Source organism: Streptomyces sp. NPDC026246, assembly GCF_055567995.1.
Window position 1 is genome coordinate 896930 of record NZ_JBVHPJ010000002.1, and the last position, 6082, is coordinate 903011.

The window sequence follows — 6082 nt, forward strand, 5'->3', positions numbered from 1 at the left end:
CATGGCACGATGGCTGCCAACCTGCCGCCGCGACCGCGGACGGGCACCGTGAAGGAGCGACGATGAACGACACTCCGGGTTGGGCCTCGCCCGGATCCGCCCCGTCCGACGGGCAGAAGCCGGATGCGTCCGGCCCTGCCGAGCCCGCCGACCGTCCCGGCCCCGCGCAGCCCTCGCAGCCCGCGGACCAGCCGGGACAGCAAGGCCAGCAGGGACAGCAGGGCCAGCAGGGTCAGGCCCCGCAGGGCCCCGGCCCGCAGTGGTCGAAGGAACAGCCCCCACCGGCCCAGTGGTCCGCGCCCGGCGGCTCCTCCGGCCCCGGCCAGACCCCTCCGCCCCCGCCGCCCGGTCCGGGCTGGGGACCCCAGCCCCCCGGCGGCCACGGTCCCGCAGGACCGGGGCACGGTGGCTACGGACACCCCGGCGGCTGGGGAGGCGGCTGGGGCGGCCCGCCGCCCGCCGCCAAGCCCGGTGTCATCCCGCTCCGCCCGCTGGGGGTGGGCGAGATCCTCGACGGTGCCGTCTCCACCATGCGCACCTACTGGCGGACCGTCCTGGGCATCTCCCTGACCGTCGCGGTGCTGACCGAGATCATCGTCGTGCTGTTCCGGGGACTGGTCCTCGACGACTCCAGCACCGAGGCCCTGAACGACCCGAGCGCCACCCTCGACGAGTTGAGCCGCGCCATGGGCGACGCCATGCTCGACTCGACGGTCATCTTCGTGATCTCCCTGGTCGGCACCGTCGTCGCCACCGCCCTGCTCACCACCGTCACCAGCCGCGCCGTGCTCGGCAGGCCCGTGAGCATCGGCGAGGCCTGGCGCGACGCACGCCCTCAGGTCGCCAAACTGTTCGGCCTGATCTGCCTGTTGCTGCTCATCACCGCCGGCATCGTCTTCGTCGGCACCCTGCCGGGCATCCTCGTCTCGGTCGCCGGCAGCACCGGCGCGGGCGTCGCCCTGGCCGTCCTCGGCATCATCGGCGCCGGTATCGTCGCCCTGTGGCTGATGATCCGCTTCTCCCTGGCCTCGCCCGCCCTGATGCTGGAGAAGCAGGGCATCAAGAAGGCCATGGCCCGCTCCGTGAAGCTGGTCCAGGGCACCTGGTGGCGCATCTTCGGCATCCAGCTGCTGGCCACGATCATCGCGAACGTCGTCGCCTCGATCGTCGTCATCCCGTTCACCTTCCTCGCCGGCGCACTCAGCGGCGACGGCATCACCGGCTGGCTCGAGTCCGGCGGGAGCAACCTCGGCTGGACGTTCCTCATCGTCAGCGGCATCGGCTCGGTGATCGGCTCGATGATCACTTTCCCGATCACGGCCGGTGTCACCGTGCTCCTCTACATCGACCAGCGCATCCGCCGCGAGGCCCTCGACCTCGAACTGGCCCGTGCCGCCGGCGTCCAGGGCTACGGCTCCACCCCCGGCGCCACCTCGCGGGGCTGATGCGGTGAGCCGGGCGGGGGAACTTCTCACCACGGCGCTGCCCCGCGCCGCCATACGGACGCTGCAACGGGCCGGCGACATCTCCGCACGGTCGTCGGCCCGCTCCGGCGACGACCCACCGGTCACCATCCCGCGCGACCCGGCGCGGGAGGCGGCCCGGCGGGAGCTGTCCAAGCGGATGTACCACGAGAACGACCCCAGCCTCTTCCAGCGCGCCCTCGACGCCTTCTGGGAGTGGGTGGACGACCTCTTCCGCAGCGCCTCGTCCGCCACCCCCGGCGGCCCACTCGGCCTGGTCGTCATCGCCCTGGCCGTCGTCGCCGTGCTGGCCGCCCTGTGGTGGCGGCTCGGCACCCCACGCCGCCGACCCGCCGCCTCCGCCGCCCTGTTCGACGACCGCCCCCGCAGCGCCGCCGACCACCGCGCCGCCGCGGAGGCACACGCCGCCCAGGGCCACTGGAGCCAGGCCGTCCAGGAACGCACCCGCGCCCTCGTCCGAGCCCTCGAAGAACGCGCCCTGCTCGACGTCCGCCCCGGCCGCACCGCCGACGAGGCAGCCGCCGAAGCCGGCCGGGTCCTGCCCGCCCACACCGACCGACTGCGCTCGGCCGCCCGCGACTTCGACGACGTCACATACGGCGGCCGTACCGGGACCGAAGAGGCGTACCACCGCGTCGCCGGACTCGACCGCGAGCTGGAACACACCAAGCCCCACCTCGCGACGAGCAGCGCGAGCACCGCGCCCGACGCCCGCCGGGGAGCCGCCGAATGACCACCGAGGCCACGCTCCCCACCACCTCGGCCTCGCCCACCGCACGCCAGGTCTGGACCCGCACCCGCGGCATCGCGCTCGCCCTCGTCCTGCTCCTCGCGGGGGCCGTCGTCATCGCCCTGCTCCGCTCCGACGCCCGGCACGGCGAACTCGACCCGCGCTCCGCCGACCCGGGCGGCAGCCGCGCGGTCGCCGAACTCCTCGCCGACCGGGGCGTGGACACGCGCGTCGTCACCACCCTGGACGAGGCGGCCGCCGCGACCGGCGAGGACACCACTCTCCTGGTCGCCGTCCCCGACCTGCTGACCCGCAGTCAGCAGACCCGGCTGCACGGCGCCTTCGCGGACTCCGGCGGCCGCACCGTCCTCGTCGCCCCCGGCAGCGCCTCCGTCGAACGGCTCGCCCCCGGCGTCACCGCCGACCCCGCCACCAGCCTCGACTCGGCGCTCTCCCCCGACTGCGCCCTGCCCGCCGCCCGCCGCGCCGGCACCGCCGAAACGGGCGGCATCCGATACACCACCACCCACCTCGGCGCCGACGCCTGCTACCCCAGCGAACGCCTGGCCACCCTGCTGCGCCTCCCCGCCGACCAGGGCGACGGCGACACCGTCGTCCTCGGCGCGCCCGACATCCTGCTCAACGACCGCCTCGACGAGCAGGGCAACGCCTCGCTCGCCCTTCAACTCCTCGGCTCCCGCCCCCATCTGGTCTGGTACCTCCCCTCGCTCTCCGACACGTCGGCCACCGGCGGCGACGACGAACGCGGCTTCTTCGACCTGCTCCCCTCGGGCTGGCTCTGGGGCACCCTGCAGCTCTTCATCGCCGCGGCCCTCGCCGCCCTGTGGCGGGCACGCCGACTCGGCCCCCTCGTGCCCGAAAAACTGCCCGTCGCGATCCGCGCCTCCGAGACCGCCGAAGGCCGCGCCCGCCTCTACCGCAAAGCCGACGCCCGCGACCGCGCCGCCGACGCTCTCCGCTCCACGACCCGCACCCGCCTCGCCCCCCTCGTAGGCGTCCCCGTCACCCAGGCGCAGACGCCCGAGGCCCTGCTGCCCGCCCTGTCCTCCCACCTCCACGGCGACGGACAGGACCTGCACACCCTCCTCTTCGGGCCACCGCCCAGCGACGACGCAGCACTCATCGCACTCGCCGACCGACTCGACGCCCTCGAAAGAGAGGTACGCCGTCCATGATGGACCCGACCACTGACAACGCCGGGCACAGCGGGAAGCCGGGCGACGCCCGAGCCTCCCTGGAGGCCCTGCGCGCCGAGATCGCCAAGGCCGTGGTCGGCCAGGACCCCGCCGTGACTGGTCTCGTCGTCGCCCTGCTCTGCCGCGGCCACGTCCTCCTCGAAGGCGTCCCCGGCGTCGCCAAGACCCTTCTGGTGCGCGCCCTCGCCTCCGCCCTCGAACTGGACACGAAACGCGTCCAGTTCACCCCCGACCTCATGCCCAGCGACATCACCGGCTCCCTGGTCTACGACGCCCGCACCGCCGAGTTCTCCTTCCAGCCCGGCCCGGTCTTCACCAACCTCCTGCTCGCCGACGAGATCAACCGCACGCCCCCCAAGACCCAGTCGTCCCTCCTCGAAGCCATGGAGGAACGCCAGGTCACCGTCGACGGAACCCCCCGCCCCCTTCCCGAGCCGTTCCTGGTGGCCGCGACGCAGAACCCGGTCGAGTACGAGGGCACCTATCCCCTCCCCGAGGCCCAGCTGGACCGCTTCCTGCTCAAGCTCACCATCCCGCTGCCCTCCCGCCAGGACGAGATCGACGTCCTCACCCGGCACGCCGAGGGCTTCAACCCCCGCGATCTCGCGGCCGCCGGCGTACGCCCCGTGGCGGGCCCGGCGGACCTGGAAGCGGCCCGCGCCGCCGTCGCCAAGACGACGGTCTCCCCGGAGATCACCGCCTACGTCGTCGACATCTGCCGCGCCACACGCGAGTCGCCGTCCCTCACCCTCGGCGTCTCTCCCCGAGGTGCCACGGCCCTCCTGGCCACCGCCCGCGCCTGGGCCTGGCTGACCGGCCGCGACTACGTCATCCCCGACGACGTGAAGGCCCTCGCCCTCCCGACCCTCCGCCACCGCGTGCAACTGCGCCCGGAGGCCGAGATGGAAGGCGTCACGGCCGACTCGGTCGTCAACGCGATCCTCGCCCACGTCCCCGTTCCCCGCTGATGGCGCTCACCGGACGCACCGCCCTCCTCGCGGCCCTGGGCTCCCTCCCCGTCGGGATCTGGGAGCCCAGCTGGACGGGCGTTCTCGCGGTCAACGCACCCCTGGCCGTCGCATGCGCCTGCGACTACGCCCTGGCCGCCCCCGTACGCCGTCTGAGCCTCACGCGCTCCGGTGACACCTCCGTGCGCCTGGGTGATACCGCTGACGTGACCCTCACGATCACCAACCCGTCCCGCCGCCCGCTGCGGGCCCGTCTCCGCGACGCCTGGCCCCCGAGCAGCTGGCAACAGGGCACGGAGACCGAGGCCTCCCGTCACCGGCTCACGATCCCCCCGGGCGAACGCCGCCGGGTGACCACCCGCCTGCGCCCCACCCGCCGCGGCGACCGCCAGGCCGACCGCATCACCATCCGCTCCTACGGGCCCCTCGGCCTCTTCGCCCGTCAGGGCACTCACAAGGCCCCCTGGACGGTCCGCGTCCTGCCCCCGTTCACCAGCCGCAAGCACCTGCCCTCGAAGCTCGCCCGACTGCGCGAACTCGACGGCCGCACCAGCGTGCTCACCCGCGGCGAGGGCACGGAGTTCGACAGCCTCCGCGAGTACGTGCCCGGCGACGACACCCGCTCCATCGACTGGCGCGCCACGGCCCGCCAGACCACGGTCGCCGTCCGCACCTGGCGTCCCGAACGGGACCGCCACATCCTCCTGGTCCTGGATACCGGCCGCACCTCCGCCGGCCGCGTCGGTGACGCCCCGCGCCTCGACGCCTCCATGGACGCGGCCCTGCTCCTCGCAGCGCTCGCCTCCCGCGCCGGGGACCGCGTCGACCTCATGGCCTACGACCGCAAGGTCCGCGCCCTCGTCCAGGGCCGCACGGCAGGCGACCTCCTCCCGGCGCTGGTCAGCGCCATGTCCACCCTCGAGCCCGAACTGGTCGAGACGGACGCCCGAGGCCTGGCGGCCACCGCTCTGCGCACGTCCCCTCGGCGGTCCCTGATCGTCCTCCTCACCACCCTGGACGCCACCCCGATCGAGGAGGGCCTCCTGCCGGTCCTGGGCCAACTCACCCAGCGCCACACGGTCCTCCTGGCCTCCGTGGCGGACCCGCACATCTCGACGATGTCCAAGTCCCGCGGAGACATCGACGCGGTGTACGAGGCGGCAGCCGCAGCCCAGGCCCAATCGGAACGCCTCCGCACGGCGGAACAACTCCGCCGCCACGGCGTCACCGTCGTCGACGCCACCCCCGAAGACCTGCCCCCCGCGTTGGCAGACGCCTACTTGTCCCTGAAGACCGCCGGCCGCCTCTGAGGCCATGCCCTAAAACTCTGGCCGAAAGGCAGGGGACGGCAGTGCCTATAACGCAGAAAACCCCCGCATCTTTCGATGCGGGGGTTTTCCCAACAATTGTTCGGCGGCGTCCTACTCTCCCACAGGGTCCCCCCTGCAGTACCATCGGCGCTGTAAGGCTTAGCTTCCGGGTTCGGAATGTAACCGGGCGTTTCCCCTACGCTATAACCACCGAAACACTATGAAACTGTCAGCCGCACCACGCGTGGCAGCATGGGGCTGTTCGTGGTTTCAGAACCAACACAGTGGACGCGAGCAACTGAGGACAAGCCCTCGGCCTATTAGTACCGGTCAACTCCACACGTTACCGTGCTTCCATATCCGGCCTATCAAC

General features: G+C 73.0%; 5 protein-coding genes and 1 rRNA gene. 5 read left to right on the forward strand and 1 reads right to left on the reverse strand.

Annotated elements, in window-relative coordinates:
• The first annotated feature begins 62 nt into the window (after nt 1–62).
• The 5 genes from ACZ4M5_RS08090 to ACZ4M5_RS08110 are packed head-to-tail and all read left to right on the forward strand — an operon-like array spanning nt 63 to nt 5709.
• Nucleotides 63–1445: a DUF7847 domain-containing protein gene (locus ACZ4M5_RS08090; RefSeq protein ID WP_467734219.1), complete on the forward strand. Its 1383-nt coding sequence runs from the start codon at nt 63–65 to the stop codon at nt 1443–1445.
• Nucleotides 1446–1449: 4 nt separating this feature from the next.
• The gene (locus ACZ4M5_RS08095; protein ID WP_467734221.1) at nt 1450–2217 is read left to right on the forward strand and encodes a DUF4129 domain-containing protein; all 768 of its coding nucleotides are present in this window, start codon (nt 1450–1452) and stop codon (nt 2215–2217) included.
• Nucleotides 2214–3410: a DUF4350 domain-containing protein gene (locus tag ACZ4M5_RS08100; protein ID WP_467734223.1), complete on the forward strand. Its 1197-nt coding sequence runs from the start codon at nt 2214–2216 to the stop codon at nt 3408–3410. Before ACZ4M5_RS08095 ends, ACZ4M5_RS08100 begins: the two co-directional genes overlap by 4 nt.
• Nucleotides 3410–4399 carry an AAA family ATPase gene (locus ACZ4M5_RS08105; RefSeq protein ID WP_467734294.1) on the forward strand — a complete coding sequence of 330 codons (990 nt, stop codon included), beginning with the start codon at nt 3410–3412 and terminating at the stop codon, nt 4397–4399. The genes ACZ4M5_RS08100 and ACZ4M5_RS08105 overlap by 1 nt, the downstream gene beginning before the upstream one ends.
• Nucleotides 4399–5709, forward strand: coding sequence for a DUF58 domain-containing protein (locus ACZ4M5_RS08110; protein ID WP_467734225.1), 1311 nt, complete (start codon nt 4399–4401; stop codon nt 5707–5709). The genes ACZ4M5_RS08105 and ACZ4M5_RS08110 overlap by 1 nt, the downstream gene beginning before the upstream one ends.
• 98 nt (nt 5710–5807) lie before the next feature.
• Here the strand turns inward: ACZ4M5_RS08110 and rrf are convergent.
• Nucleotides 5808–5924: ribosomal RNA gene (gene rrf / locus ACZ4M5_RS08115) — 5S ribosomal RNA — on the reverse strand.
• Nucleotides 5925–6082 lie beyond the last annotated feature (158 nt).

What these genes read in the sequence shown, in the direction of transcription:
- ACZ4M5_RS08090 (WP_467734219.1), top strand. Translation starts at nt 63, where the DNA reads ATGAACGACACTCCGGGTTGGGCCTCGCCCGGATCCGCCCCGTCCGAC.
- ACZ4M5_RS08100 (WP_467734223.1), top strand. Translation starts at nt 2,214, where the DNA reads ATGACCACCGAGGCCACGCTCCCCACCACCTCGGCCTCGCCCACCGCA.
- ACZ4M5_RS08105 (WP_467734294.1), top strand. Translation starts at nt 3,410, where the DNA reads ATGGACCCGACCACTGACAACGCCGGGCACAGCGGGAAGCCGGGCGAC.
- ACZ4M5_RS08110 (WP_467734225.1), top strand. Translation starts at nt 4,399, where the DNA reads ATGGCGCTCACCGGACGCACCGCCCTCCTCGCGGCCCTGGGCTCCCTC.